Origin of the sequence: Arthrobacter sp. OV608 (assembly GCA_900110595.1) — a bacterium.
Classification (GTDB): Bacteria; Actinomycetota; Actinomycetes; order Actinomycetales; family Micrococcaceae; genus Arthrobacter.
The window spans coordinates 264384-289861 of the sequence record FOEZ01000002.1; the positions used below are offsets into that span (position 1 = coordinate 264384).

The 25478-nt window shown below is 60.3% G+C and carries 21 protein-coding genes; 9 read left to right on the plus strand and 12 right to left on the minus strand.

Features of this window, described 5'->3' with window-relative positions:
• Positions 1-44: 44 nt before the first annotated feature.
• The 3 genes from BMX78_RS03960 to BMX78_RS03970 form a co-directional block, all read right to left on the minus strand.
• On the minus strand, positions 45-839 hold the full coding sequence (locus BMX78_RS03960) for a glycosyltransferase (protein WP_170850677.1): 795 nt from the start codon (positions 837-839) through the stop codon (positions 45-47).
• A 317-nt stretch (positions 840-1156) separates the two neighbouring features.
• Complete coding sequence (locus BMX78_RS22685) at positions 1157-2275, minus strand: polysaccharide pyruvyl transferase family protein (RefSeq protein WP_286138789.1); 1119 nt, start codon at positions 2273-2275, stop codon at positions 1157-1159.
• A 5-nt stretch (positions 2276-2280) separates the two neighbouring features.
• Positions 2281-3342, minus strand: coding sequence for a glycosyltransferase family 4 protein (locus BMX78_RS03970; RefSeq protein WP_091416663.1), 1062 nt, complete (start codon positions 3340-3342; stop codon positions 2281-2283).
• A gap of 869 nt (positions 3343-4211) precedes the next feature.
• Here BMX78_RS03970 and BMX78_RS03975 point away from each other — a divergent pair.
• The gene (locus BMX78_RS03975) at positions 4212-5672 is read left to right on the plus strand and encodes a tyrosine-protein kinase domain-containing protein (RefSeq protein ID WP_091416666.1); all 1461 of its coding nucleotides are present in this window, start codon (positions 4212-4214) and stop codon (positions 5670-5672) included.
• 343 nt (positions 5673-6015) lie between these two features.
• Here the strand turns inward: BMX78_RS03975 and BMX78_RS03980 are convergent, their stop codons facing one another.
• Positions 6016-7155 (minus strand): glycosyltransferase, encoded by a 1140-nt coding sequence (locus tag BMX78_RS03980; protein WP_353615421.1) that lies wholly within the window; start codon positions 7153-7155, stop codon positions 6016-6018.
• Between the two features lie 277 nt (positions 7156-7432).
• Between BMX78_RS03980 and BMX78_RS03985 the strand changes: the two genes are divergently transcribed.
• The 5 genes from BMX78_RS03985 to BMX78_RS04005 all read left to right on the plus strand — a co-directional run bounded on the left by BMX78_RS03985 (position 7433) and on the right by BMX78_RS04005 (position 13622).
• The gene (locus BMX78_RS03985; RefSeq protein ID WP_091416671.1) at positions 7433-8869 is read left to right on the plus strand and encodes a sugar transferase; all 1437 of its coding nucleotides are present in this window, start codon (positions 7433-7435) and stop codon (positions 8867-8869) included.
• A 47-nt stretch (positions 8870-8916) separates the two neighbouring features.
• Positions 8917-10230: a UDP-glucose dehydrogenase family protein gene (locus BMX78_RS03990; protein WP_091416674.1), complete on the plus strand. Its 1314-nt coding sequence runs from the start codon at positions 8917-8919 to the stop codon at positions 10228-10230.
• Between the two features lie 2 nt (positions 10231-10232).
• Positions 10233-12092 (plus strand): DUF4012 domain-containing protein, encoded by a 1860-nt coding sequence (locus BMX78_RS03995; protein WP_286138769.1) that lies wholly within the window; start codon positions 10233-10235, stop codon positions 12090-12092.
• A 173-nt stretch (positions 12093-12265) separates the two neighbouring features.
• On the plus strand, positions 12266-12871 hold the full coding sequence (locus BMX78_RS04000; protein WP_091416677.1) for an LPXTG cell wall anchor domain-containing protein: 606 nt from the start codon (positions 12266-12268) through the stop codon (positions 12869-12871).
• A gap of 292 nt (positions 12872-13163) precedes the next feature.
• On the plus strand, positions 13164-13622 hold the full coding sequence (locus BMX78_RS04005) for a VanZ family protein (RefSeq protein WP_091416679.1): 459 nt from the start codon (positions 13164-13166) through the stop codon (positions 13620-13622).
• Between the two features lie 10 nt (positions 13623-13632).
• On the opposite strand, the gene galU is transcribed toward BMX78_RS04005, so the two are convergent.
• The 5 genes from galU to BMX78_RS04030 form a co-directional block, all read right to left on the minus strand.
• On the minus strand, positions 13633-14523 hold the full coding sequence (galU, locus tag BMX78_RS04010) for a UTP--glucose-1-phosphate uridylyltransferase GalU (RefSeq protein ID WP_091416682.1): 891 nt from the start codon (positions 14521-14523) through the stop codon (positions 13633-13635).
• Between the two features lie 671 nt (positions 14524-15194).
• The gene (locus tag BMX78_RS04015) at positions 15195-16106 is read right to left on the minus strand and encodes an NAD(P)-dependent oxidoreductase (RefSeq protein ID WP_091416685.1); all 912 of its coding nucleotides are present in this window, start codon (positions 16104-16106) and stop codon (positions 15195-15197) included.
• 4 nt (positions 16107-16110) lie between these two features.
• Positions 16111-18030 (minus strand): TRAP transporter large permease, encoded by a 1920-nt coding sequence (locus BMX78_RS04020; RefSeq protein ID WP_091416687.1) that lies wholly within the window; start codon positions 18028-18030, stop codon positions 16111-16113.
• Positions 18031-18114: 84 nt separating this feature from the next.
• Complete coding sequence (locus BMX78_RS04025) at positions 18115-19149, minus strand: DctP family TRAP transporter solute-binding subunit (RefSeq protein WP_091416689.1); 1035 nt, start codon at positions 19147-19149, stop codon at positions 18115-18117.
• A 90-nt stretch (positions 19150-19239) separates the two neighbouring features.
• Positions 19240-20592, minus strand: coding sequence for an NAD(P)H-dependent oxidoreductase (locus BMX78_RS04030; RefSeq protein ID WP_091417099.1), 1353 nt, complete (start codon positions 20590-20592; stop codon positions 19240-19242).
• Between the two features lie 230 nt (positions 20593-20822).
• Here BMX78_RS04030 and BMX78_RS04035 point away from each other — a divergent pair, with 230 nt between their 5' ends.
• The 3 genes from BMX78_RS04035 to BMX78_RS04045 are packed head-to-tail and all read left to right on the plus strand — an operon-like array spanning position 20823 to position 22690.
• On the plus strand, positions 20823-21857 hold the full coding sequence (locus BMX78_RS04035) for a LacI family DNA-binding transcriptional regulator (RefSeq protein WP_091416693.1): 1035 nt from the start codon (positions 20823-20825) through the stop codon (positions 21855-21857).
• Positions 21858-21866: 9 nt separating this feature from the next.
• Positions 21867-22178, plus strand: a complete 312-nt coding sequence (locus BMX78_RS04040; RefSeq protein WP_091416696.1) for a putative quinol monooxygenase — start codon at positions 21867-21869, stop codon at positions 22176-22178.
• Positions 22178-22690: a gluconokinase gene (locus BMX78_RS04045; protein WP_170850679.1), complete on the plus strand. Its 513-nt coding sequence runs from the start codon at positions 22178-22180 to the stop codon at positions 22688-22690. The genes BMX78_RS04040 and BMX78_RS04045 overlap by 1 nt, the downstream gene beginning before the upstream one ends.
• A gap of 130 nt (positions 22691-22820) precedes the next feature.
• Here the strand turns inward: BMX78_RS04045 and BMX78_RS04050 are convergent, their stop codons facing one another.
• The 3 genes from BMX78_RS04050 to paaD all read right to left on the minus strand — a co-directional run bounded on the left by BMX78_RS04050 (position 22821) and on the right by paaD (position 25477).
• Entirely contained in the window at positions 22821-23600 is a 780-nt protein-coding gene (locus BMX78_RS04050; RefSeq protein WP_091416702.1) for an enoyl-CoA hydratase/isomerase family protein, read from the minus strand.
• A 101-nt stretch (positions 23601-23701) separates the two neighbouring features.
• Positions 23702-24943, minus strand: a complete 1242-nt coding sequence (gene paaE, locus BMX78_RS04055; protein ID WP_091416705.1) for a 1,2-phenylacetyl-CoA epoxidase subunit PaaE — start codon at positions 24941-24943, stop codon at positions 23702-23704.
• Between the two features lie 9 nt (positions 24944-24952).
• On the minus strand, positions 24953-25477 hold the full coding sequence (gene paaD / locus BMX78_RS04060) for a 1,2-phenylacetyl-CoA epoxidase subunit PaaD (protein ID WP_091417101.1): 525 nt from the start codon (positions 25475-25477) through the stop codon (positions 24953-24955).
• Position 25478: the final 1 nt, after the last annotated feature.

Below are 25478 nucleotides of genomic sequence, written 5' to 3' on the forward strand. Positions count from 1 at the left end.
GCACGAAACATTTCTTGAAATCGCCATTAGGAGCAAAATACTGATTAGTCACCGGTCTCCTGAATGAATTTCATTAGACGCTGGCTTCGCTTCGACCAAGAGAAATCACCTGCATACGCTTTTCCGAGACTGTTGCCGTCGTATGAGGCTAAGGCAGCGGCCATCGCAGGCACTGGATCGCCCACTGGCTCGTAAAGATGCACACCAGGTCCTGTACGCTCTGAGAGTGTCTCGGTGCTAGTGGCAACAATATTTAGGCCCGCTGCAAGGTACTCGTAATACTTCATCGGACTTCTTCCGTCATTAGACGGGTCAGTGCTCATTGGTAGCAAGCCAATCTTTGCTGAGTTCAACAGCTTGGGGATATCCGAGTACGAAACGGGACCTAAAAAGATCACATTCGATGGGAGTCCGATGGGCTTAGAAGTCGGTACGGGGCCGGCAATTTTGAAACTTTCGTTCGGAAAAGCATTCGCAAGCGTCTTGAGAGCCCTCCAGTCGAAACGCTTATCCAAGGCTCCCACATATACGGCTCCAGATCGTGGGCCGGATTCCGACACCTCACTGAATCGTTCGAATTCCACGCCATTCTCAAGCACTGCCGTAGGAACGACCCGGGGTGCACCCGCAAGGACATCATCCAGGACGCTTCGGGAAGTTGCCACGACGCCGTCAGCCAAGGCGACTACGCGCCTTTCAGCCTCACGCGTCCGGGGATCGTAGTGTGCATCTGTCGGCCGATAAATAACCCTCTTCGGCCTCAAGATCTCAATCAATCCGCCGAGAAGTGGCTGATCGATGATCAGAAGATCCGGTGACTTTTTGGGATCTCTATCCATCGTTGCTGACCATGACCGCATAGGCACACGCATCACCGCGTTGGCTGCGGAGTATGACAGACGACCTGTCGGAAAAATGAGGAGCGGAACAACGTGTTTCACCCCGTGTTCGTCCACGATGGGAGATTTTAGAGCCAGCCGCAGGCGGCTCCTTACATCCGGCGTTCGGATCTTCGAAAGATGAAGAGGCGTCAGGCCTGTCGAGACATGTGTGACTTCACATCCGGACCTCGCGAACTCTCGTGAATAGTGATGACTTCCAACGCGAAAGACACCAGTCTGAGCGGTGTGACTTGCGAACACGACGTCCCACATGGTCATATCCGACTTGTTGCAACGGTCGAGCGGAGTACGTCCACTAAACGCTGTCGCTTTGCCCTGATATCCGGCAAAGCGTTCTCCACGGCTTGCCAATAACCGCTAGCGTCCTCGGACAAGTCGCGAGTTTGACGCACAACCAGTTCGAGATCAAAATCAAACGCGTTGTGCACGTACGCACTGATACCGAGGTCTTCATACGCCCCCCAGCCCTTGCGCTCATAGCTCAGATGAACGCTGGGAACACCGGCGCGAATGGATTGGATGGCCCCGTGCAGGCGAACGGACACGATGACTGGCGGAACATTACTTTCACCCTCTACAACGTCCTTGAGAGAGCGGGTTGCGCCCTCGTGGCCCAAAGACCGATAAAAGTCAGGATCGTTGTTGCCCCTAGCGCTCGCCTGAGTAAGCCATTCCCCATCAACTTTCTCCTGCAGCTCCAGGAGATTTCTGCGGTATGCCGCTGCCCTGCGTCCCCTCCCAAGTTCACGCGCAACAACGCCAACATTTCCTCGCTTTTCCGGGGCGACTGAAGAGGGTCCCTGCCATACTCCGGGAAGGCCGAGAATGGCCATGTCCGGAAGTCTGGTCGCGTCGACGGGCTTGCCCAGTTGAGCGATCGTCCTGTCATCGCGTCCCATGACTACGGCAGCGCGTGCCAAGCGACGAGAGGTCAGTCTCCCGATCCCAAAAGAAAAGGGGCCGATACTTTGAGGTAAATACACGAAGGGTGTACGTTCAGCGTGGTTGGGAAGCTGGACAAAATTTGTAAGGCCCATTTTGAAGCCTTCGATTGGACCCTTGGCGCGAAGGTAGCCGCCACCTACTCCGACTATTAGATCTGCTTCCGAGACTAGTTGCGCGATCGTCTGGGGTCGATCCCGGCGAACGAGTCTGACTAACCCTAGCTTGACAGTCTCAATTTTACTGATGCTATGTAAACCGCCCGAGAGCGGATGCAGAATTGACGCAAATTCACGAGAGTGAAAGCTTTCCGGATCGAGTGCAACCAGCGACACTGCGACATCCGGGAATGCGGTGTTGAGGATATTCAAGGCCTCAGTGACCAAGAGTCCGTCGCCGGAGTTTGTCGAGCTGTAGGCGTGGATGATCACGGCTTTCAATTCGCCACCTCATGGAAAACTTGAGCGTGCTGTTCGACGGACTTCGCCCAGTCGAATCGCAAACTATTTACGAGTCCGCGAGTCCGCAGGTCGTCCCTAAGACTGGAATTAGCAGCCATCTCCAGCATTGCCCCCTTGATGGATTGATAATCAATATTGTCTAAGACCATCGCCGCGTCCCCTGCAACCTCTGCCAATGAACCTCGGTTGCTACAAATTACAGGCGTCCCACATGCCATGGCCTCTACAACAGGAAATCCAAAGCCTTCGTATTTGGAAGGAAAGCAGAACGCCAATGCCTGGCGCATGAGAGGAACGAGATAGCGTTCATCAACTCGGCCCAAATACGTAACTCCGAGCGATTCCTCGATACAGGCCAGGATGGAATCGCTGTCCCATGCGCGACCGCCAGCGATGAGCAACGGCACGCCGGTCTCCTCGTATACCAGGGTGGCGGCTCGAACAAGCTCGACAATATTTTTGCGCGGGTCCAGGTTTCCCAAGTAGAGGAAGTACGGTCCATCCACTCCGAGTTCAGCGACCGCTTCTGTGTCCAGTTCACGACCAGCATGAATATTGAACTTTTCGTGATCTATGCCGTGGAGAATCGGAACGATCTTCGACGAAGTTCCAGGGAAAAGTGTGGCGATGTCGCGTGCCGATGAATTAGATACAGTAATAATACGAGTGCTTACGTCAGCCAGGCGTCCAACACGAGTCCTCCACAGTTTGTCATGGATTCCCTTCCGCACGTTGGGCACATGTAGGGTTGCGAGCCCGTGAATCGTCCCGACTATTGGACGTCGGCCTTTGGAAACCGCCCCAGTGTCAGCAGGGAAATGCAGGACGTCGAAGTCCCAACGCCCAGAAAGGGGCATGGTCACAGTTTCCGTCAGTGCATACTTTAAGGAACGAAAACGTGCACTTTCCTTGGCAGGCCGTGCAATCTGATGAGTAATTCCGAAACTCGAAATATCATCGTAGATCTTTCTTGCGTAACGGGTGTTGCCGCCTACCTGTTTGTCTATCACCCGGCCGGAAACCAATACTCGCGTCATTCGCCGGCGCCGCTTTCTTTGAAATTTGACCTGGAGACGTCATGAAGTGCTCCCTGGGACGGTTTCCAATTAAACCGCTTGATGAGGAGCGCACCCATTCGGAACAAATACGGCGAAGCAACTTCGTCCGAGCGAACCCGACCTTCGTCATATGTGGCTCGAACGAGCTGACCATCCGCAGGGGACCTACTGAACTTCTGTTGCGGCAACATACAGCGGAGGCGCGAAGCGTCTGAGGTCAAGCGGCGCTGCAGTGATAATCGAGAGGGCGAGTTTGCGCTTGGGGCCGTCCCACGAGTTTCGAGCCTGACATTTCGGGGCATGGACCGATCCTAACTTTTTGGGCTGACCAGGGTGCTATCGCCCGAATCAAGGACGGGTCCGGAAGGCAGAACCTCCCCGGTCGACCGGTTCCTGTGATGTCGTGCTCATCAACAGCAGTGCGATTTCCCTTGCCACGCCATTGGGCCGGCGCCATGTGCGCCATATAAGGCACAGAATACAGTTGTTTTCGTTGCCGTTCCAACCAGGTGAGATGAAGCCATTCTCGTGTCATTTAGGACGCGCGGTACTGCATCTGGCTTCAGGGCCTGCACCGCAAGTATATGACAGCGGAGGACCCAGGATGTGACGCGTGGTTGCCCTCGTGACAAAGAACTATTGCGATGACGGGGGGCTTTCCCTGCAAAGGTGTAGGTGCCCATCGGCATAGAGCTATGCTCTAACGCAAATTTTCAAGCGCTCGCGGATAGATGTGGGAGGAGAGCAGTTATGATTAGGGCTACCGTCAGACGGACTCTGCTCGACGGCCAGTGTCGGCGAACTGACTGTTACACATCAACCCTAATTATTACCGGAGAGATAATCACTTGGAGCTGACAGACTACCTAAGAATTCTTCGGCGCGGTTGGATACTGCTGGTTTCCATAACCATGGCGGGACTGCTGACTGGGGGAGCGATATCCATTGCCATACAACCAACTTATACAGCCGAAACGAAATTGTTTTTGGCAACGCAGCACTCCGGCACCGTGCAGGAGTTGCAGCAAGTCAATAACTTTGGTCAGGACCGGGTTCAGTCGTACGCACAAATAGTCACCACGCCCGCAGTGCTTCAGCCGGCGATAGACAGCCTCGGAATTGACATGACTCCGGCCCAGCTTGCCAGCAGAATAACCGCAACAGCTGGCGTGGAAACGGTCCTCCTGACTATTAGGGCCACCAATCCCTCTCCTGTGCAAGCGGCCGCCGTGGCACAGGCTGTCAGCGAGAGCCTCGTCAAGGTTGTCGCCCAGCTTGAAAGCCCGTCAGCGGGTGGAACTCCCCCTGTGCGACTTTCCGTGGTCACACCTGCTACTGCTCCCGGCTCTCCATCGGCGCCTAATACTCGTTTGAACCTCGTCATTGGGGCACTCCTGGGGTTGGTGGTCGGTTTGGGCTCGGTGGTACTCAGGAACCTTTTGAATACGAAAATCAAGGGCGAGATGGACCTTCGCCGAGTCACGGACGCACCGATCCTGGGGGGAATCGCCTACGATTCGGACGCAACCAAAAAACCTCTGCTTACACAGTTCGCCCCTCAGAGTCCGAGGGCTGAGTCCTTTCGCCAAATTCGGACGAATCTTCAGTTCGCCCAAGTTGCGCACAAGTCGAAGACTGTTCTCATTACGTCCTCACTTCCCGGCGAGGGAAAGACCACTACCGCAGTCAATATGGCCCTCGCCCTTGCGCAAGCAGGGAAATCTGTGGCATTAGTCGACGCCGATCTCAGGCGACCAATGGTCGGCGAATACCTCGGACTTGACCGGAACGTCGGACTCACAACTGTGCTTCTTGGCAGCTCTCCTGTGGAAGATCTTCTCCACCCTTGGGGGAAAGATGAGCTCTACGTGCTGACGTCCGGGCAGGTACCGCCGAACCCCAGCGAACTCTTGGGCTCCGAAACCATGGCGGATTTGATCGACAATCTCGAGCGACAGTTCGATTGCGTGGTAATCGATGCGCCCCCGCTTCTCCCTGTTACTGATGCCGCCGTGCTGGCACAGCGTGTCTCCGGAGTCGTGCTGGTTGTGGGTAGTCAGGCGGTCAAGACCACGGACCTCGAAAAGTCGCTTTCTGCTCTTGAGATGGTGGACGCCGCTTTGCTTGGAGTCGTCATGAACAAGCTGCCGTCTAAGGGGCAGGACGCCTACACGTACACCTACGCTTCCTACGAAAGCACTCAGCCCTCTTCAAGAAAGAGCCCACTCGGGCGGCAGACGAAGTCGGCATCCAGCGAATTCGACCAGGTTGTCTACGGTCGGTCTGAAGACCAGTTGGAACGCCGGTAGCTACTTTTCGAATGCCTAGGGGACAAATCAGGAAGTAATACTTGATTTCTCGACGGCGACCGAGCGGTCCCGGGCTTGACTGCCCGGGACCGCTTTCATGTCGCCCCTCGGGTTGCCCGAAGACGGTCAGAGACATCAAGTTGGCACCTGCACCTAAGACCTTCTATCCCCGTCCTCTTTACCTGAAGCGTGAAATGACATACTGACCTTCAAGTACCCATGAACCCTTTGGGGAAATCCAACGGTAAGAGTACTTCAGCGAATCGCTCGCGATTGGAGTTGATTAGAACCATTTCGCCCGTCCAGAACAGTTGCGCCAGGATGCACAGCCCTTCCCACAAACTCAGGAAGCACTGTCGCCCGTTACGGAATAGTCACTACGACCGTTCGCGTCGAGCTGATACAAACCCCGTAATGCTTCCGCTTGCGCAAGGTCATTACAATTTGCTAGCGCCGCTGCAGTGGACTTGACCATCTCCAGCCTCACGTCTGCCGATTCCAAGTCCGGCCAGGAATCGACAAGTTCCTCGGGGGAATCTACGAGGAGCGGCATCTCGATTCCCGCAAAGGCGGCAATGTCGCGAGCCACAATGGGAACGCCCATCAGCGAGGCCTCAAGTACCGCGATCGGAAATCCCTCCCATCTGGCGGAGTGGATGTAGACATCGGCCGCTTTGAGTCTTTCCAAGACGTCGGGTCTCGGCAACCAACCCGTAATTGCTATGCCAGCTTCCGCCAGCATAAGCTCAGTGTCCAGATCCCCTCCGCCAATCCAAGTCGCATCCACCTCATAGCCGGCATCGCGAAGTGCCAGAATGCAATCACGGAAGAACGATGGATCCTTTTGAGGTCCTAAACGACCAGCCCCAACGACGTGTCGGACACGACCGAGCTCAATAGGCCTTTGGACGCTGACAACGTCGCTGGATGCAACATTGGGTACGTGAACACTGCGCGCCGGAGCCATTGGCCAATTTGAAAGCTGCTCTTCGCGCTTGGAGCATGCCGCGAAAACAGTTGTGTTGAAAGAAAAAAGCCATTCCAGGAGCCAGAACAGAGACCGAGTTGACCGGCCACTGTCCCTTCTCTCAAACCCGTAACAATGCGGAGTGTAGATTATGGGGCGGTGGTCGGTCTTGACGATCGAGGCGCGCACATATGCCCCAGCGAAACTCGAATGGGCATGAATTACGGCGTTAGGATGTCTTCGCATGTAGCGTCTAAGATCTCTGATCCGGCGAAAATGACCAGGACGCAGTTCCGTCACCGACGCGAAGCTGCCCATGTCAGCAGGGTCGACCGGTGCATCAGACCTAGGTGCGAAAACAAGGTGATGCTCAGCGCTGGGAAAGTTCCGGCAGTAATCACGGATGGCCGCAGCAACACCACCCCCGAAGCTCTCGGTGACGTGAATCACAGACGGGACATGGCTATCCAATTTTGGCTCCCCAGCACATAGGACAAATATAATGTAGGCGGACACGAAGGGTGTACTCTCACGTGTGATGTCGATTACGAGCTCACCACTTGACGCGAACAAGACCGATTCTTGCAGTAATTCGACTTCCCGCTGAATCCGTGGACATATTTGCGCTCGTTCATCATATCGGCGACGATAGGCGGAGCGAGACAGCGTCTGTTTTCGCTCGGCCAGGCGCTCGAGTCTCCTTCATGTCACCTATTGATACGGCGAGGCGCTCAACCTGGGGAATGCCGTTGCCGTATATAGCCCCAGCCAGAACTAAAAATGGGGGACCACATTGGGTCGAGAGTCGGATTGGCGGATACGTACAGCCCGTTGGCTAGCTGTTGTAGATGCCGTTGTGGTTACTTGGGCCGTTGTAGGGGCGTTCGTGTTCCGTTTCGGCATGGATCCGAGCGGTAACATGTCTGGACAGGATGCCGCATACGGCTGGCTTTCAGCTGGTTTGGTCGTCATCTGGTGGCTCATGCTCGGCGCTTGGTCGAGCAGGCATTATCGGATACTCGGTAGCGGCGCTGACGAGTACAAACGAGTCGCCGCTGCCTCCCTTTGGCTGTTTGGCGCAATCGCCATAATTTCTTATGTAACCCGAATTGACACAGCGCGAGGGTACGTGGGCGTAGCTTTGCCGGTCGGTCTCGGTGGACTCCTGCTGGCCCGTTGGCTGGTCCGTCAGCACCTGAACGTCGATCGTCAGCGCGGCCGGAGCATGCATAAGCTCTTGATCCTTGGCGGGCCTGGTGCCGTAGCCCACCTCGCCGAGTCACTTTCTCGTTCGAAACAGGCCGGGTATATGCCTGTTGCCGCCTACTCGCCGGGAGGGCACGAACACCTATCCTTCGAGCCCCTCTCGGGGTTGCCTGTGCTGGGGAACAGCTCCGATCCGAAATTGATACTTCAGGCAATCGAAGAATGCGATGCCGATGCAGTGGCTGTATCCGCGGGTGTGCAACTACACCCTCAGTCGCTTAGGCACCTCGGCTGGGAGCTTGCTTCCAGAAATATCGGGCTCATCATGGCACCAGCGCTGACGGACGTTGCCGGGCCTAGAATACACACTCAGCAGGTAGCGGGGCTTCCGCTCATCCACGTTACGACTCCCACGCTAGAGGGAGGACAACGAGTAGCCAAGCGCTTATTCGATGTCGTTGTGTCTGGCCTGCTCATCTTGGCAACTGCACCGATCCTGCTGCTCGTGGCGCTGCTGGTTCGTTTGGACAGCAAGGGACCTATTCTATTTCGTCAAGAACGAGTCGGGATTGAAGGTAAGCCATTCCGCATGTTGAAGTTCAGATCCATGGTTGTTGACGCCGAGGACCAACTTCAGAAGCTGGCCTCCAAGAACGAGGGCAGCGGCGTTCTCTTCAAGATGAAAGACGATCCCCGCGTGACTCGAATTGGTCATGTCTTGCGCAAGTACAGTATTGACGAGCTGCCGCAGCTCTTCAACATATTTGACGGGTCGATGAGTCTCGTAGGGCCGCGGCCTCCACTCCCTAAAGAAGTGGCTGCCTATGAGCACGATGTGCGGCGCAGATTGTTGGTACGGCCCGGGCTAACAGGTCTATGGCAGGTCAGTGGCAGGTCGAACCTTTCATGGCAGGACTCCGTCCGGCTTGACCTGTACTACGTAGAAAACTGGTCGCTAACGGGTGACTTGGTTATCTTGCTTCGCACTGTTCGAGCGGTCTTCCGCAGCACAGGCGCTTACTGAGGCTATCTCTTTTGCACAATTGCCCTCCGGGGGAAGGAAGAACACAAATGCGCATTTCAGTTATCGGCTGTGGCTACCTGGGAGCCGTACATGCCGCCTGCATGGCCAAGCTGGGCCACGAAGTCGTCGGCATCGACGTGGACAAGCGGAAAGTAGCTGAACTCTCCGCCGCGCGGGCGCCCTTCTACGAGCCCGGTCTCGAGGAATTGCTAAGCGAAGTCCAGGAAACTGGCCGGTTGTCCTTCACGACGGACATGGCCGCCGCGAGGGGAAGCGCAATACATTTCGTTTGTGTTGGTACCCCGCAAAAAAAGGGTGAGAATGCCGCCGACTTGACTTATGTCGACGCAGCCATCACCGCGCTCATCCCTTATCTAGCTGCCGGCGACGTAGTAGTCGGAAAGTCCACAGTTCCCGTTGGCACAGCGTCAAGGCTCTCCGAGCTGGTCCAGTCCGAGGAACCCGACGCTCACTTGGTTTGGAACCCAGAATTCCTCCGTGAAGGGCACGCGGTTTCGGACACGCTGCACCCCGACAGATTTGTCTACGGAGTGCAGGACGCCTCTGAAGATCACCCCGCAGTGGCACTCCTCGACGAAGTTTACGCAGTCTCACTATCCTCGGGTACCCCCCGACTGGTAATGGACCACCCCACTGCTGAACTGGTAAAGACAGCAGCCAATTCGTTCCTGGCGACAAAGATATCCTTTATCAACGCTATGGCGGAACTTTGTGAGGCCGCGGGGGCGGACGTGACGAGGTTGGCAGACGCCATAGGAATGGACGACCGTATTGGCCGAAAATTCCTTAATGCCGGCATCGGCTTCGGTGGGGGTTGTCTACCTAAGGATATTCGGGCATTTATGGCCCGAGCTGGAGAACTCGGCGCTGACCAAGCCCTAACGTTCCTGCGTGAGGTGGACGCCATCAACATGCGCCGCAGAACACGGGTGGTCGAGCTTGCTCGGGAACTGTGTGGCGGATCCTTGCTAGGCAAACGGATAACGGTTCTTGGCGCGGCATTCAAACCTGAAAGCGATGATGTCAGGGATTCACCCGCACTGAGCATCGCGGCTCAACTCCAGCTTCAAGGCGCTGTTGTAACGGTGACGGACCCAAAAGCTCTAGACAATGCTGCCCGGCGATTCCCTGAGCTTCATTACGAAACTAGTTCAGAGGCAGCCGTGGAGAATGCAGACGCTCTGCTGCTGCTCACAGAATGGCAGGAGTACCGCGATCTCGATCCGTATGAACTGTCAAACGCGGTGTCATTTCCCCGCATCCTCGATGGACGAAATGTTCTCGATGCCGCCAAGTGGCGCGCGGCCGGGTGGACTTACCGCGGTCTCGGGCGTCCATAAGAATGGACGAGATGGTTCAAAGAAAAGAAAACTCCGGACGCCAGCGGTCAAAAGTTCCTAGTCAAAAGCGGCTGTTGACCCCGCTCATTTGGAGCGCGGTCCTTTTAACGCTCCTCGCCGCCGGGGCAGTCTGGCTCGGCGCAAAGGCTGTAACAATCAAGAATGAGCTCAACGCAGCGAATGCCTTGGTGACACCCCTCAAAGAGGCAATTTCTACAGACAACCCTCAAGCAGCGTCAGCGACTCTGACGCAACTCAAGACTCACACGTCGGCAGCCAAGCAAGCAGCAGACGATCCAATTTGGACCCTTGCTTCAACCTTTCCTTGGCTCGGGGCCAACTTCGGCGCAGTCGCCGAAGTTGCTCGCTCGGCGGAAGACGTAACAACCCTCGGATTGACGCCCCTCGTCCACGTTTACAGCTCACTTGATTGGGACAGATTAGCCCCAAGCAGCGCCGGAACGGATTTGAAACCACTCCAAGCGGCAGCACCGAGCGTCACGGCCGCGGCACACGCTGTTCGGACATCCGCCGCTCGCCTTGATGAAATAGATGCCGATGGTCTCCTGCCAATGGTCGCGGAGCCTTTGACCGAAGCTAGAGAACAATTGGAAGGTGTCACTGGCGCCCTCGATGCCGCGGCGACAGCGTCCCAACTCATTCCAGACATGCTTGGGTCTAAGGAACCGCGGCAGTACCTCCTAATGATTCAGAACAACGCCGAGTCTCGCGCGTCAGGCGGCATACCCGGCGCTCTGGCAGTTCTCAATGCGGACGGGGGAAGCCTCACCCTGACTTCGCAGAGCAGTGCCACAGATCTCGGCGCTGCGTCGCCCAATATCGCCGTTGACGCGGAGCAACAACACATCTACTCCAGCCGCCTGGGTAAGTTCATGCAAGATGTAAACCTCACTCCCGATTTTCCCACTGCGGCCAAGACAGCGCAGTCTATGTGGGAGCGCAAGACCGGTCAGCGTGTGGCAGGCGTCATTTCAATAGACCCGGTTGCCCTCAGTTATGTCTTGCAGGCCACGGGCCCTGTCCGGATAAGCAGCACAGAACCGTCTCTGTTAGCGCGGACCGGACTCCCCGCGGAGCTAAATGGCAAGAATGTTGTCAAGACGCTGTTATCTGATGTGTACGCGAAAATCGAGCAGCCGAAGCTTCAGGATGCCTACTTTGCGGGCGTGGCACAGGAAATATTCGAAACACTGTCTCAGGGTACTGGAGATGCAAAGGCCCTTCTTGCGGGCATTAGCCATGGAGTAGAAGAAGGGCGCATTCTCATCTGGTCCAGTGCTTCGGATGAGCAGGCCCTCATCGCGAAATATCCCATTAGCGGCTCAATAGCGGGTCCAAGCGTGGCGCCGGCTCAGTTCGGCGTCTTCTTCAATGATGGTACGGGGGCGAAAATGGACTACTACGTCCAGCGCCGCGTGCAACTCGTTAGACAATGCGCGAAAGACGGCTACGAACAGACAACGGTTCGCGTCAGCAGCACCAACACGGCTCCGGCAGATGCTGCTACCGCCCTACCCGCCTATGTGACTGGGGATGGCATATATGGAGTTCCCCCTGGATCCGTGCGCACGAACATAGCCACCTACGGTCCGGCGCTTGCAAATATCGAAATGGCCACGATTGGAGGCAAGCGAACGGATTTTGCACCATACCTTCACGGCAACCGTCCGGTTGGCATGGTTTCCGTACAGCTTGCACCCGGGGAGACCCAAACACTGGAGTTCACATTCAGTAAGATCGTGCAGCATGCCGAACCGAGCGTTTTTGTGACACCAACAGCACAGAACGTAGAAGACGTGATACTGCCCACGCAAAATTCAGACTGCGGGCCAGGTGCGTAGACATCGCGTTAACACTATGTAAACCGTTTGGATTGACATTGCTCACATGGCCCGCAAAATGGTAACGTTTTTTTGGGATAACTATCCGTCATTTCCGCACAGGTCTCGTGCGGTGAGGAAAGCTCCTCAATTCGGGTACATCTAGAAAACTTAACGTCTCCGGGGGGACACACATGAAAAAAACACTCGCAGCACTCGCATTGGCAGGATCCATAGCACTCATCGGCGCAGGGCCGGCCATGGCAGCCACCTATCCGCCACTTCCGCCTCAGGCAGCGGTCTCGGACGGCGTCGTTGGGCCGGGTGAGACCTTCGTCTTCCGCGGCCAGGGATTCCGCGCCGGTGAACCGCTGATCATCCGCGTAACGCCGGGCCAGGCTCCAGCTTCCAACGGTGCGAACATCGCCGGTGGCCGTTCAGTAGCAGCACGAATCAACGTTGTGGCTGAGGCACAGACCTTGCAGGCAACCGCCGATGCTCAGGGGGCATTCTCCCTGCCGATTGCTATCAGCGAGGCAGGCACCTATTCTCTTACCGCCGAAGGCGTCGAGTCCGGTGTTGTCGTCGGTCCCGTCACGGTTGTTGTAGCTGCCTCATTGGCAAACACGGGCACGACCACCGGTGGCGCTCCGCTGGCCAACACCGGTTCTGGCCTCGCAAGCACCGGTGCAGACTCCGGCCTGGTCCTCTGGACCCTGGTTGGTGCTGGGGCACTGGCTGCAGGCGCAACCTCTGTGGTAGTTGTTCGCCGCCGCGCGAAGGCTGAGGTCGCTGCATAACTGCCTCGCTTCTGAAGCACCAAAGAAGGTGGGTTGTTCTCCAATAGAGAACAACCCACCTTCTGCATTTAAGGTTTCGACAGGCTCAACCACCGGAGCAACAAGCTCAACTAACGAGTTGTGGTATCTATTAGGGCTATGGGGAGACATTGGCGCAAAGCACCACGCAAGCTCGACTTTTCCATTCCCCTCCCCCGCACAAGGGTGCTGCACTACGTGCTTCTTCTCCTCCTAGCCGCGTCCGCCCTCGGGACGGCCGCCTTCGCCCTTCTACGGACCTCGTGAGTTCCGCTTGAGGCTCCTCCAGAACTATCGCTTCTGGCGCACGGCACTGGTCGCCATGCTTATTCCCCTGACGCTCATTGCTTTTTGGCCCTCACCAGTTGATAAGCCTATTTCAGGACAACTCACGGCGGTCCTGAACTTTCTCCACAGGCACGGCGTGCCGGGCTGGTTCGACTACAAATTTGTTGAAGCCTTCGCGAACCTTGTTCTTTTCATGCCGGTCGGTTTTGTAAGCGCACTTGCATTTCCCGCCAAACACTGGTGGCAAATTGGCGCCTTCGGACTGCTGATTTCGGGCTGTATAGAGCTCGGTCAACTGCTGTTTCTTCACGACCGCTTTGCAAGCCCGTCAGATATAGTGACAAACACGTCAGGAGCGGTCATAGGCTCCCTTCTAGCAGCCTTCGCTGTCCAGACGCAGAAGAGGCCCGCTGCCTTGCGACAACGGGCCTCCAAGAAGCCATAAAACGTCGAGACTAGCCGACGAATCCCTTCATCCAGGTCTTCAGGTCCTCGCCAAACTCGACGCGCTCGGAAGCCAGTGTTATGACGGCCTTGAGATAGCTCAGCTTGTCGCCGGTGTCGAAGCGACGGCCTTTGAAGACCACACCGTACACCCCTGAACCTTCGCCCTCTCCGGCGGCCAGGGTCTGGAGCGCGTCAGTCAGCTGGATCTCCCCGCCGCGGCCAGGCGCCGTCGTCTCAAGAATGCCGAACACGGACGGGTGCAGTACGTAGCGGCCGATCACGGCCAGGTTGGAGGGCGCCTCTCCAGTTGCGGGCTTCTCCACCAGGCTGTTGACGCGGACGTAGTCCTCGCCTTCCACTGCAGTGATGTCTGCGCAGCCGTAAGCGCTGATCTGGGACGGATCTACTTCGATCAAGGCGATCACGGAACCGCCGGTCTTCTGCTGCACTTCCATCATGGTGGTGAGCAGGTCCTCGGCCTCGTCAATGAGGTCGTCACCCAGCAGCACGGCGAACGGCTCGTTGCCCACGTGCTGGCTGGCACACAGGACGGCGTGGCCCAGGCCCTTGGCCTCGCCCTGGCGGACGTAGTGAATGGGACCCAGCTCCGACGCGTACTGCACGGACTCTAGGCGTTCCTTGTCGCCCTTCAGCTCCAAGGCACGCTCAAGTCCCGGCTCGCGGTCAAAGTGGTCCTCAAGGGAGCGCTTGTTGCGCCCCGTGATCATTAGCAGGTCGGTGAGACCGGACTTGACGGCTTCCTCGACGACGTACTGGATGGCCGGCCGGTCTACCACCGGCAACATTTCCTTCGGCATTGCCTTGGTGGCGGGCAGGAAGCGAGTCCCCAATCCGGCAGCAGGAATGACGGCTTTGGTTATTGCTTTCCCCGTAGTCATAGCTGAACCATACAAATCAGGGGCAGGCAAAGGCAATTTTCCTTCACCGAACTGCGGCTCACGCTTCTTCGGGAATACCCGGATCCCATCTCGAGGCCCTGGGCAAAGGTGCCACCTATTCGCCCGGGTAAGTGCCGGAGTCCGGCGAGAAGGTAGTCCCGCCTTCATCCGTCACCAATTGGTCCGATTCGCTCAGGACTGCTGATGCGGAACAGTCATCGCAGCGGCCAACAAATTGATGAGGGCAGGCCGAGAGGTTGATGCCGTCCCCAGTGGATAATCTGGCTCGCATGGAATCCTGCCGTTCCTGAATCGTCCCGGCTTGCCGGGGGACCCATTGCCTCAACCACCGCAACGATGGTGCCGGCGATGTGCTGAGCTGGCCTTCAATTGCGAAAACCCTCTCCTCGCCGGCACTCCCAGTAAACAACCACGCCAAGCGGGAAACACGAGTAACCCATACCCGTTCCTTCAGGCAGACCGTACTTCCCCATACTCGGGTGAGGTGCTACTACCCAAACCCCCTATGGCTTCGACGGGCTCAACCACCGGCAGTCACCGCAGACTCCCCCACCAGCTTTGGTCTCGCTCCCCACCCGCACCCTTACCTCGCAAGCTCGGCCAGGGAACCCTGCGGGCGTGGGCCCGGCTCAACGACCGGACAATCGCGCTCAACGGGCGCGGATGGTGCGGTAAATCCCGGTGTGGTCCAGGTCGCCGTCGCCTGCCGCCACCATGTCTTCGAAGGCGTTCTGCACGCAGGCCGCGAGCGGGAGTTTCAGTCCCGTCTGGCCGGCGATTTCCATGATGAAGCCCAGGTCCTTGAGCTGGTTCTTCGCGGATCCGCCGCCTTCAAAGTCCTGCTCCACCCACCGCCGTCCCTTCTGCGCCAGGACCTCGGAGTTCGCCAGGCCGCCGGCAAGAACCGCCTGGACCTTCTCCAGGTCCAGGTTGCTGCCTGCCGCCAGTGCCATCGCCTCGGCCAGGGCCGTCACCGTGGCCGCCACCACGATCTGGTTGCAGGCCTTCACAGTCGACCCGGCACCGGTATCCCCGAACCGCACCACTGTTGAGCTGTAGAGCCCGAACAGCGGTGTTACCCGGTCCACGGCCTCCCTCGGGCCCCCCGCCATGATGCTCAGCCGGGCTTCTTCAGCCCCTATGGTGCCGCCGCTCAAGGGCGCGTCCACCACCACCACGCCCCAGCTGCGCTGGCACCGGTCTGCGAAGTCGGCCACCGCCACGGGCGACACCGTCCCGTGGATCACCAGGATGGGGTGCTGTATTCCGGCAGCGCGCCAGCCTGCCAGCAGGCCGTCGCCGCCGTGGAGCAGGGCTTCGACTTGGGGCAGGTCGGGCAGAACGGTCAGTACGACGTCGCGTGCGGCCTCCGCCGGGGAGGCCGCCAGGGTGCCTCCCCCGATGGCCCGGGCCCTCTCCGGTGTCCGGTTCCACAGAGTCAGGGGAACTCCCCGCCTGAGGATGTTCCGTGCGATGGGGGCGCCCATCGGTCCGGTGCCCAGGAGGGCAACGGACGGATAGGTGCCGGGAAGCTGCTGCTCTTCCAGTCTGGGCGTCTTCATGGGCCTAGAAGGGGATGAGTCCGGCAAGGGCGGGCAGGAACGTGCTGAACCACGGGACGGCCGCGAGCACCAGCAGGCCGAGGAACACGGCGATCAGGTAGGGCCAGAAGTGTTTAAGGCTCCGTTCCACCGTTTCGTGCCCCGTGGCGCAGGCAACGTAGAAGCCGACGCCGGCGGGCGGGGCAAAGGAGCCGATGCCCATGGAGATGATCAGCACCATGGCGTACTGCACCGGGTTGACGCCGAAGTCGACGGCGATGGGCAGCAGCAGCGGCGCGAAGATCAGGACAGCGGGGAGGCCTTCGAGCAACTGGCCCATGATCACCAGCAGCACGATGGTGAAGAGCATAAAGAGCAGCGGGGAATCACCCAGCCCTGACATGAGGTCATGGATCTGCTGGGAGACGCCGGCAACAGCGAGGGTCTGGGCCAGGGGCGAGGCCGCGGCGATGATGAACAGCACCATGCCCGCCGTCGTGGTGGTTTCCCGCAGCGTGTCACCCAGCAGCTTCCGGCTGCCACGACGGTACGCTGCGGCGAGGATGAACGCGTAGGCCACTGCCACCGAGGACACTTCGGTGGGGGTGGCGAAGCCGCTGAGGATGCCGACCACCATGCCCACCGGGAGCAGCAGGGTGGGGATGGCGAAGAACGTCGCTGTACCGCGGGCCCGCCAGGTGGCCTTGGGGCTGGCGACGCCGCCCTGCTTCTTGGCCCGCAGGAAGACCAGCGCCATGACCACCAGGGCCAGGAAGGCCGCCGGAACGAAGCCGGCCAGGAAGAGCGTGGTGGTGGAGATGGTGGTGATGGAGCCGAGGATGAGCAGCACGATGCTCGGCGGAATGGTTTCACCCATGATCGCCGAGGCGGACAGGACGGCCACCACTTCGCCGCGGGGGTACTTCCGCTCTTCGAGCATGCCGCGCATGGTGGTGCCCACTGCCGCGACGTCTGCCACCTTTGAACCGGAGATGCCGGAGAAGATGTACATGGTGACGACGACCACCTGGAGGAGGCCACCGCGGAGGTGTCCGATGAGGGCGTCCACGAGCCGTGCCAGCGGAAGGGTCAGTCCGGCGGAGTTCATCACGGTTCCGGCGAGGATGAAGAAGGGGATGGCCAGCAGGACGAAGCCTTTGGCCCCGGATGCCATACCGATGGGGATGGCACTGATTTCGGAGATGCCGCCGAGGTACAGGTAGATTCCGGAGGCCAGGGCCAGGACGAAGGCGATGGGCAGGCCGAGGAACAGCAGGATGAACAGGACTGCCAGGACCACGGCGAGGAGTACGTTGGGGGACGCGTAGTAGAACAGCGGCTGGGCCATGGCCACGAGGGCAAAGAGGACAGCTGTAATGCCTGCGGCCACCAGTACGGGCCGGCGTTCCTGGCGCCACAGTTTCAGCAGGGCGAACCAGGCGATGAGGACCATGCCGAGGGAGAAGGGCAGTGAGACCCAGAAGACGGGCAGCTGCAGGATGGGTGTCTTCTCTTCGATCTGCTGGACCAGGGTGGGAACAAAGAGGGCGAAGGTGCCGGCGCTCATCACCAGGACGAGCCAGTCCACGAGGGCCGCCAGGTAGGGCTTCCAGGCCGCGGGGAGGCGCATGATGAGGGCCTGGACGGACATGTGCGCGCCCTTGGGGTACGCGATGGCGCCGCCGATGAAGGCGATGGTCAGGAGCGCGATTTCGGAGACTTCCTGCGTCCAGAGCACGGAGTCGCCGGTAATGACCCTGATCATGATGTTCAGCAGGATGACCACGAGTTCTGCGATGATGGCCGCACCCACCACACCTTCGAGGGCCTTATCGAACCACAGTGCGCCGCTCCAGCGCGGCGGGACGTGGTCATGGTGGAGGATTTCTTCCGCGTCTGAGGGGATGACCTCCTCTATTTCCTCGGGGGTATTGATGTGTTTCATGTGTCTTCTTCCGGACTGTCGACGTTGAGAGTGGGATGCGGTGGGCGGGGTCCGGGGAGCGGTGGGCTCCCCGGACCGCGCGTGCTACTTGCTGGCGTTGAAGGCGACTGCCTGGTCGAAGAACTCTTTGCCGATCAGGTTTGAGAACTCCGGGTAGAGGCTCTTGGAGGCGGCTTTGAATTCTTCGAGGCCGGCGGCGCTGACCTCGTTGGCCTGCATGCCCTTGGCCTTCAGCTCGTCCAGCTGCTTCTTGGACTGCTCCTCGTCATAGCCGGTCTTGTACGTTGCCGTCTCTTCCGAGGCCTCGGTGACGGCCTTCTTCTGGTCCTCGGACAGGCTGTCCCACTTCTTGGAGGACAGCGCCAGGACCCAGGCGTCGTTGATGTGGTTGGTCAGGGAGACGTACTTCTGGACCTCGGAGAACTTGTTGGTCCACGGTACTTCGATGGGGTTTTCCTGCCCGTCGATGGTGCCGGTCTGCAGGCCGGTGAAGACCTCGGAGAACGCCATGGTGGTGGGGCTGGCGCCGAGCTTGGTGAAGTAGTCAGTCCACAGCGTGTTGCCGGGGACGCGGATTTTCAGGCCCTTCAGGTCCGAAGGCTGCTGGATGGGCCGGACCGAGTTGGTGATCTCCCGGCCGGTGCGGGTCAGGAAGCTGAGCGCAACGGTGTCCTTTTCTTTCAGCTTGTCCTTCAGTTCCTTGCCGGGCTCGCCGTTCAGGAAAGCTGCCTCCTCCTTGGTGTCCTTGAAGAGGTAGGGGATACTGATCGCGTTCATCTCCGGCACCACCGAGGCGTACACCGACGTCGAGAGGATCAGGGCGTCCAGGGACCCTCCCTGCAGGCGGGTGACGGCGGCGTTCTGGTCGCCGCTGAAGCTGGTTCCATTGGGAACCACCGTGACGGTCACGGAACCATTGGACGACTTCTTGACCTGGTCGGCAAAGTGCTGTGCGGAGACGCCCACCGAGGAGGTGAGCGGGTCCGGGATGGAGAGCTGGATTTTGGCGGGCGGAGCGCCAGTCCCGCCGGCGGGAGCTCCGGAGGCGCAGCCGGCGAGGACTGAGGCTGCCAGGGTGCAGGCGAGCACCCCGGTGAGGGCGCGGGTCTTGGAATTCATGTGAAGCCTTTCTTCTTTGGAAGGAGTCTTGTTCCGGAGGCGTGAACGCTGTGAGGTCCATTGCCGCGCCCGGGGGCAGTGCGTGGATGGTTAGGCGGTGACTGCGGTTTCCGAGACGAGGGCTTCGGTTTCCCGGCGGAGCTCAAGGGCCTGGGCCAGGGAGTCATCCATGATGACATCGTCCCAGCCGACGATGCCGCCCTTGGGGACGTCGTTGCGCAGTTCCACGTGGTGGGCCAAGGCCACCGGGAGCGCACCTGTTGCCACAGAGTGCTTCGCGGACACCAGCTGGCCCCAGACCGTGTACCCGCCTTCGCCGTCGAGGAACTCGCCGGCTTTGAGGTCCTTCTTGGCGGTGGCAACGACGTCGCCGAAGAACCCGATGGGGGCACCGGTGGCAACTCCGCGGAGGACCGCGTTGGCGATGGACATGTTCAGTTCCAGGCCCACGTAGTGGTAGGGACGGTAGAGCGCCGCGTACAAGCCGGTGGGGTCCGGGTGCCAGGGGTACTCGTTGAAGCAGCCGGAGACGTAGTCGTTGGTGGCCTTGACGACGACGAACACGCCTTCCTGGGTGTTGTGGGGGATCCAGGTGCCGTCGCGCTTGACGCTGGACATGACCTCAACGCTGCCTTCGTGGGCGAGGACTCCCCCGACGTCGGCCGGGCGGCAGATGGTGGCGATCTCCTCGACGTCCCCCGGAGTGAAGGTCAGCCCGGAGTCAGAAGGTACCAGTCCGGCGCCGTTGGCCACGGCCGCCATTTCGATGGAGGCCTTGGTGCCGTCACGGAAGGAGGTGTGCATGTTGGGGTTCAGCTGCCCGGAATCGGTCAGTTCCTTGGAGAACTCCCAGTTCTCCCACACGTTGTCCGGGTTCATCTCGTGGTAGTGCTCAAGGAACTTGGCGCCCTTGCCGGCACAGACGACGTCGAAGCCGCTGGTGCGTGCCCAGTCCACCAGTTCCATGATCAGTGCCGGCTGGTCGCCGTAGGCCATGGAGTAGACGACGCCGGCTGCTTCAGCGCGCCGGGCCAGGGCCGGGCCGGCCAGCGCGTCCGCCTCGACGGTGACCATGATGATGTGCTTTTTGGTGTCGATGGCGCGCAGGGCGTGCTTCACGCCGACGATCGGGTTGCCTGTCGCCTCGACAATGATGTCGATGTCCACATCGAACAGCTCATCGGCGTTGGCGATGATGGCCGTTGAGCGGTCCCTCATCGCGGTGGCGATGTCCGGAGCAATCTGGTTCTTCGGCCATCCCACCAGGTCAAAGGCGCCTTCTGCACGCTTGACGTTGATATCGGCGATCGCCACCACATGGATTCCGGGGATGTTGTTCGCCTGGGCCAGGTACATGGTGCCGTAGCGGCCGGCTCCAATAAGTCCGACGCGGATGGGGCGGCCATCTTGCTCACGGTCGCTCAGAAGCTTGTGAAGGTTCATGGGGATCTCTCTGCTTGCGTTCAGCGCGGAAGCATCCTCCACCGGGAGTTGGCGGAGCAACTTCTTCGTCGCTAACTGGAATTCTCGAACCGGAGTGGAACCGGTTCCACATTTGTACCAGTCGGTGTTAGGCTGTGTCAACAATCACTTCGCAGGGCCAAAAGGTCTGCCGGATACGGCGGACCGGAGCAGATGCGGGGACCGCTACACGATTTGAAAGAGGAGGAGCAATGAAGAAGCCCCCAACAATTCGCGATGTCGCAGCGGCGGCGGGCGTCTCAGTCTCCGTCGTATCCCGCGTCCTGAACCCGGAGTCGGGGCCGGTAGCTCCGGCAAAGCGCGAAACGGTGCTGAGAGTCATCGAGGAACTGGCGTACCGGCCGCGCGCCGCCGCCCGCGAGTTGAGCGTGGGCAGCACACCCACGGTGGGTCTGGTGGTGGCGGACCTCGCCAACCCGTTCTTTGCCCAGCTTGCGGACCGCATCGTGTGGGAGGCCCGCAGCCACGGCGTGCAGGTGATGGTCATGACCACGCAGGAGGACCCCCACCTCGAGGCCGATTCGCTTGACACGCTCCTGGATCGCTCCGTGGCCGGAGTCATCGCCACGCCCACGGGCGCGAACATTGAAAAGTGGGCGCGCCTGCAATCCATGGGCGTGGACGTGGTCTTTGTGGACCGCACCATCCCCGAACTGGGGAACGTCGACGTCGTAAGCATTGCAAACGTCGACTCTGCCCGGCGGGCCACCGAATACCTGCTCAGCCTGGGGCACAAGCGCATCGGCCTTATTTCCGGGCCCGTCACCACATCCACGGGGCGGGCAAGGATCGAGGGGTACCAGAGCGCCCACGAGACCTACTCGGTCAGTATGGATCCCCAGCTGATACGCGATGTGCCGTTCCGGGGAGAGGGTGGAGGTGACGCGGTAGGGTCCCTCCTGGCCCTCCCTGAGCGTCCCACCGGCCTCATCGTGGCCAACACCGCCCAGGTGCAGAGCTCCGTTCGGCGCCTCATCCAGACAGGCGTGCAAATACCGGAGGATCTCTCGGTCATAGTCTTTGACGACAATCCATGGACCGAGCTGACCACTCCCCCGCTCAGCGTGCTCCGCCAGCCCATCGACATGCTCGCAGTCCATTCACTGGAACTGGTCCTGGGACGCATGCAGGGCAAACTCCCTTCCACCCCGCGCGTCATCGAGGTCAACGCAGACTTTGTCCCGCGCAGCAGCTGCTCCCCGCTCCTCCTGACACCCAGCCGATAAGGAAACACCATGACTGTTATTGTTACCGCCATCTTCACCCCCAAAGACGGGGCGTTCGACGACGTGGTGGCCGCCCTCTCCCCCGCTATTGCCGAAGTACATGACGAGCCCGGCTGCGAGCTTTATGCCATCCATGAGGCACCCAACGGCCAGATCGTCATGATCGAAAAGTGGGAATCCGCGGAACTGCTGGACGCCCACGGCGCAGGGGAACCCGTCAAGCGCCTGAACGCGTCCCTCGAAGGCCTCCTGCAGGGACCCGTTGAGGTCACCCGGCTCGCGCAGATCCCCGCGGGAACAGCGCATCAGGGCACTCTGTGATGAAGCCCGTCATTGTTGTTATGGGTGTGTGCGGAGCAGGAAAATCAACAGTGGGCGCCGCGCTTGCGGAACGCCTTGGCGCTGCATTCGTCGACTCCGATTCGCTGCACCCGCAGGCGAACGTCGAGAAGATGGCTGCCGGGACGCCGCTGACGGACGAGGACCGGTGGCCCTGGCTCGATCTGGTGGGGGCTGAGCTGGCTTCAGACCACGCTGACGGGATTGTTGTTGCCTGTTCCGCCCTGAAGCGCGACTACCGGGATGCCATCAGGGCCAAGGCTCCCTCGGCACTGTTCGTTCAACTCCAGGTGGAGCTTCCGCTCCTGCAAGAGCGTGTTGCCAAGCGGCCCGGACACTTCATGCCCGCTTCACTGCTGACCTCCCAGCTGGAGACGCTGGAGCCCCTTGAAGCGGACGAGGCAGGACTAACTGTGTCAACGCAGGAAGGAATCGAGTCGACGGCCGACGCGATCGTCGCGCAGCTGCGCACCCCTGCGGCAGTCGCGTCCTGAAGCTGTTTTGGGTCTTTAGGGTGGGCGGGGGTAGTCGCTGGTCGCTACCCCCGCCTGCTTTGGTTTCGCTCCCCACCCGCACCCTCGCCTCGCAAGCTCGGCCAGGGAACCCCGCGGGCGTGGGCCCGCCTCAACCACCGAACTGCGGCTCGCGCTTCTCCTGGAACGCCCGGATGCCCTCGGCGTAGTCGTCGGTTTTGCAGAGGCGTGCCTGCTCGGTGTTTTCCTCGGCCATGGCTTCCCACAGGCCCAGCCGCTGGTCGCGGATGTGCGCCACCAGCTCCTTGCTGGCGGTGAAGGCACCGGTGGCGCCGCGGGCCACCTTGCCCACGATCGCCCGGGTGTTCTCCAACAGTTCGTCTGCCGGCATGGCACGACTGAACAGCCCCTGGGCCACGGCCTCGTTGCCGCTGATCAGCTCGGCCGTGTAGATCAGGTCCAGCGTCCGGTGCATGCCCAGCCGCTCGGTGAAGTACCAGTGCCCGCCCGAATCCAGCGTGGCGCCCAGCTTGGCGAACGGCGAGCCGAACTTCGCGTTCTCCGCCACGTACACGACGTCCGTGGCCAGCAGCAGCCCCAGCCCCACGCCCAGGCAGGCGCCGTGGGCGGCAGCGAACGTCGGAGCCGGGAACGCGCTCATCTTCTTCAGCAGCGGCTCCACCAGCCCGCTCAGGTACGTCGCGGCGTCGTCATTTTCCGGGTTTACGCCCTGGATGTCCCGGCCCGCGCAGAAGGCGCGGCCCTCTCCCCTGAGCAGCAACGCCCGCACCTCACCGCGTGAGGCGGCGGCAGCAGCGTCGTCGTACGCCTGGGACAGCTCTGCCAGCGCCTGCTCATCCAGCGAGTTCAGCTTGTGCGGGGCGTCCAGGACCACTTCGGCGACGTTGTTGCTGATGGAGAGGGAAATCATGGGGCTCCTTGGTTCGTCCGTGTCCCCACCCGCACCCTAACCTCGCAAGCTCGGCCAGGGAACCCTGCGGGCGTGTACCCGGACTCAATTGTTAGTAGAAATTACACGTCGAAGTCGACGGTGACTTCCTTGCTGGTGGGGTGGCTCTGGCAGGTCAGGACGTAGCCCTTGTCCAGCTCATCCTGCTCCAGCGCGTAGTTTTCGTCCATGGTCACGCTGCCGGTGACCACCTTGGCCCGGCACGTGCCGCACACTCCCCCGGCGCACGCGAACGGCACGTCCGGGCGGACCCGCAGCGCGGCGTTGAGGATGGACTCGCGGGCGTGGGTGGGGCTGGCCACCTCGCCCTGCAGGCCGTCCAGCTTGAACGTGATCTTGTACGTCTCCTTGGACTCGTCCACCACCACGGGCCGGCCCGCATGCCCCTCCGGCTTGTCCGGCTTGCCCGAGGTGAACAGCTCGAACCGGATATTCTCCGGCTTCACGCCGCGCTCGGCCAGGGTGTCCCGGCACAGCTGCACCAGCTCGAACGGCCCGCACAGGAACCACTCGTCCACATCGTCCGCATGGATGGCGGTGCCCAGCAGCTGCTGGAGCTTCTCGGCGTCGATCCTGCCGCTGAGCAGCGGCGCGATCCGCTGCTCGCGGGACAGCACGTGGTGGATGGCCAGCCGCTGCGGGTACTTGTCCTTCAGGTCCGCCAGCTCCTCCAGGAACATCACGTCCATGGCGGCCTTGTTGGCGTAGATGAGATCGAACCGGCACTGCGGGTTGGCGGCCAGCAGTGTCCGGGCGATGGCGATCACCGGGGTGATCCCGCTGCCGGCGGCGATGGCCACAAAGTTCGCTTCCCCCTGCCCGGCGACGTCCCCGGCCAGCTCCTCCGGGTTGTTCATGGAGTTCATCCGGTTCTGCTCCACGGCCTGGCCGTCCTTGCCGTGCCTGGACACAAACGCGCCCATGGGGCTCATCACGTCCAGCGTGTCCCCGGCCTTCAGCTCGGCGTTGGCCCAGGTGGAGAACAGCCCGCCCAGGTCCTTCTTCACGGCCACGCGGATCTCGCTGCTGCCGTCCGCGAAGCTGCGCGGCTCGGCGCAGATGGAGTAGCTGCGGCGCACCTCGTGCAGTTCACCGGTCTCATCCGGGAGCTTGGTGCGCAGGGCCACGTACTGGCCGGGCAGGTAGTCGAACTGGCCGGCCAACTCTTGAGGCACGTGGAAGGCCACCTCGATGGCGTCCTCGGTGAGCCGGCGCACCTCCTTCACGGCGAGCGTGTGGAAGGACGGACGACGGCGGCCGGTGGCCTGCGCCGATTCGGCGGCGGTCTGGCGGACAACAGGCATGGGACTTCCTTACAGCACTTTGAAGTAGTCGAACGGTTCCTTGCAGTCCTGGCACACATAGAGCGCCTTGCAGGAGGTGGAGCCGAAGCGGGTGAGCTCTTTGGTGTTCAGGCTGGCGCACTGCGGGCACTTGACCGCCATCGTCAGGCGGATGGGGCCGGCGTGCCTTTGCGCCGTGGACATGCCCGACGGCGGGGCGATGCCGTACTCCTGCAGCTTCGCCTTGCCTGCCTCGGTCATCCAGTCCGTAGTCCAGGCCGGGGCGAGGACCATGTTGACCTCGACGTCCTCGTAGCCCTCTTTGGCGAAGGCTGCTTTGAGGTCGTCGCGGATTGCGTCCATGGCCGGGCAGCCCGAGTAGGTGGGGGTGATGGTGACGGTGACTTTTCCTGTTTCCGTTACCTGCACATTCCTCAGGATGCCCAGGTCCTCGATGGTGAGCACCGGGATCTCCGGATCGCACACGGTGGCGGCGATATCCCACGCCTTCTGCCGCGGCGTCAGGGTCCGGGTTTCGAAGTCCGAGATGTACATG